Here is a 3,034-nt window from a genome sequence, read left to right as displayed (position 1 = left end):
CGCCGGTGGGTGATCGGCGCGGCGGTGTTCCTGCGCCGCCCGGACCGTCCGGCGTTCGAGTCGGACGATCTGCTGGTCGCGGCGCAGCTGGCGACGCACACCGCGCTGGGTGTCGACAAAGCGGTGCTCTACGGGCGCGAGGCGTACATCGCGGACGCGCTCCAGCGCACGATGCTGCCGGACTCACTGCCGCAGCCGACCGGGGTCCGGCTGGCCAGCCGCTATCTGCCCGCCGCCGAGACGGCGCGGGTGGGCGGTGACTGGTACGACGCGATCCCGCTGCCGGGCAGCCGGGTGGCACTGGTGGTGGGCGACGTCATGGGGCATTCCATGACCTCGGCCGCGATCATGGGCCAGTTGCGGACGACGGCGCAGACGCTGGCGGGTCTGGACCTGCCGCCGCAGGAGGTGCTGCACCATCTCGACGAGCAGGCGCAGCGGCTGGGCTCGGACCGGATGGCGACCTGTCTGTACGCGGTGTACGACCCGGTGGCGCACCGGATCATCGTGGCGAACGCGGGGCATCCGCCGCCCGTGATGCTGCACCGCGGCGGGCGCGCGGAAGTGCTGCGGGTGCCTCCGGGCGCGCCGATCGGTGTGGGCGGGGTGGACTTCGAGGCGGTGGAGCTGGACGCCCCGGCGGGCGCCACGCTGGTGCTGTACACGGACGGCCTGGTGGAGTCGCGCATCCGGGACGTGTGGACCGGTATCGAGCAGCTGCGGGAGCGGCTGGCCGAGACGGCGCGGCTGACCGGGCCCAATCCGCCGCCGCTGGAGCCGATGTGCGACGAGGTCCTGGACATGCTGGGGCCGGGCGACCGTGACGACGACATCGCGCTGCTGGCGGCCCGCTTCGACGGGATAGCGCCGAGTGATGTCGCGTACTGGTACCTGGACCCGAAGGCGCAGACGGCGGGGCAGGCGCGCCGGCTGGCGCGGCGCGCGCTGTCGCGCTGGGGCCTGGAGGAGCTGACCGATCAGTTGGAGCTGCTGGTCAGCGAGGTGGTGACCAATGCGGTGCGGTACGCGGAGCGGCCGGTGACGCTGCGGTTGCTGCGGACGGATGTGCTGCGCTGTGAGGTCGGTGACGATGTGCCGCAGCTGCCGCGGTTGCGGCAGGCGCGGCCGTCGGACGAGGGCGGGCGCGGGCTGTACCTGGTCAACAGGATGGCGCGGCGCTGGGGCGCGACGCGGCTGAGCATGGGCAAGGTCGTGTGGTTCGAGTTGTCGATGCCGCCGGGGGCCGCCCGTCGCTGACCTGCGACTTTGCGGCTTCGGCGGGTGGGCGCGCGGCACGTCGTCCACATGGTGGACCCCGTCCGGGACAGGACGGGGTCCAACTGTTGCCGAGGTGCCGTCCGTGGAGTTGACTGCTGTGGTGGACAAAAGGGACTGAGCGACCCCTCTTCCTCACCCCAGTCGAAATGGGAGGCATTCCCCCATGACCACGCAGAACGTCCCGCGGACGACCAACAACGCCGGCATCCCGGTGGAGAGCGACGAGCACTCGCTCACCGTGGGTCCCGACGGTCCGATCCTGTTGCAGGACCACTATGTGATCGAGAAGATGGCCCAGTTCAACCGCGAACGCGTGCCGGAGCGCGTGGTGCACGCCAAGGGCAGCGGTGCGTACGGCGTCTTCGAGGTCACCAACGACGTCAGCCAATTCACCAAGGCGGACCTCTTCCAGCCCGGCAGGTCCACCGAGATGCTGGCCCGCTTCTCGACCGTCGCGGGGGAGATGGGCTCGCCCGACACCTGGCGCGACCCGCGCGGCTTCGCCCTGAAGTTCTACACCGAGCACGGCAACTACGACCTGGTGGGGAACAACACCCCGATCTTCTTCGTGCGCGACACGATCAAGTTCCAGGACTTCATCCGCTCGCAGAAGCGCCGCCCGGACAGCGGACTGCGCGACAACGACATGCAGTGGGACTTCTGGACGCTGTCGCCCGAGTCGGCCCACATGGTCACCTGGCTGATGGGCGACCGGGGCATCCCCAAGACCTACCGCCACATGAACGGCTACGGCTCCCACACGTACATGTGGATCAACGGGGACGGCCAGAAGTTCTGGATCAAGTACCACTTCAAGACCGACCAGGGCATCGACTTCCTCACCCAGGAGGACGCCGACCGGCTGGCGGGCGAGGACGCCGATGTGCACCGGCGCGACCTGTACGAAGCCATCGAGGGCGGCAACGCCCCCTCCTGGACGCTGTATGTGCAGGTCATGCCGTTCGAGGACGCGGCGGACTACCGGTTCAACCCGTTCGACCTGACCAAGGTGTGGCCGCACGGCGACTACCCGCTGATCGAGGTCGGCCGGATGACGCTCAACAGGAACCCGGAGGACTACTTCATCCACATCGAGCAGGCCGCGTTCGAACCGTCCAACATGGTGCCGGGCATCGGCCCCTCGCCGGACAAGATGCTGCTGGGCCGCCTCTTCTCGTACCCGGACACCCACCGGTACCGGATCGGCCCGAACTACGCGCAGCTGCCGCCCAACCGGCCGCACGTTCCGGCGCACTCGTACGCGAAGGACGGCCCGATGCGGTTCGAGCCGAACCGGGTGGGCGCGGTGTACGCGCCGAACTCCTACGGGGGCCCGGCCGCGGACACCGCGACGTACGGGGAGCCCGCGGGCTGGCAGAGCGCCGGCGAGATGGTGCGGCACGCGTACACGCTGCACCGCGAGGACGACGACTGGGGTCAGCCGGGGACGCTGGTGCGGGACGTCCTCGACGACGCGGCGCGCGACCGGCTGGTCAACAACGTCTCACTGCATCTGCTGAACGGGGTGAGCCGTCCGGTGCTGGAGAGGGCGTTCCAGTACTGGCGCAACATCGACAAGAACGTGGGCGACCGGATCGCCTCCCGCGTCAACAGCGGCTGACCGGCGCCGGGAAACGGCCGCGGCCCCCGCCTCGTGGTGAGGCGGGGGCCGCGCCCCTCGTGTGTGCGGCGCTCGGCGCGGGCGGCTATTCGCCTTCCTGGCCCGCGGTGCCGGCCGGGCCTCCGGCGCCGCCGG

The 3,034-nt window shown here is 70.4% G+C and carries 2 protein-coding genes; both read left to right on the top strand.

The genetic code is table 11. From position 1 onward, the window contains the following. On the top strand, positions 1-1,257 hold a 1,257-nt coding region (locus AC51EU_RS29020; RefSeq protein WP_496270069.1), incomplete at its 5' end, for a SpoIIE family protein phosphatase. 184 nt (positions 1,258-1,441) lie between these two features. Then, a complete protein-coding gene (locus AC51EU_RS29015) occupies positions 1,442-2,899 on the top strand; it encodes a catalase (protein ID WP_496270068.1) in 1,458 nt (485 codons plus the stop codon). The last annotated feature ends 135 nt before the right edge of the window (positions 2,900-3,034 follow it).

The organism is Candidatus Streptomyces philanthi (genome assembly GCF_059553635.1).
This window is presented reverse-complemented; position numbering and strand designations above follow the sequence as displayed.

What these genes read in the sequence shown, in the direction of transcription:
- AC51EU_RS29015 (WP_496270068.1), top strand. Translation starts at nt 1,442, where the DNA reads ATGACCACGCAGAACGTCCCGCGGACGACCAACAACGCCGGCATCCCG.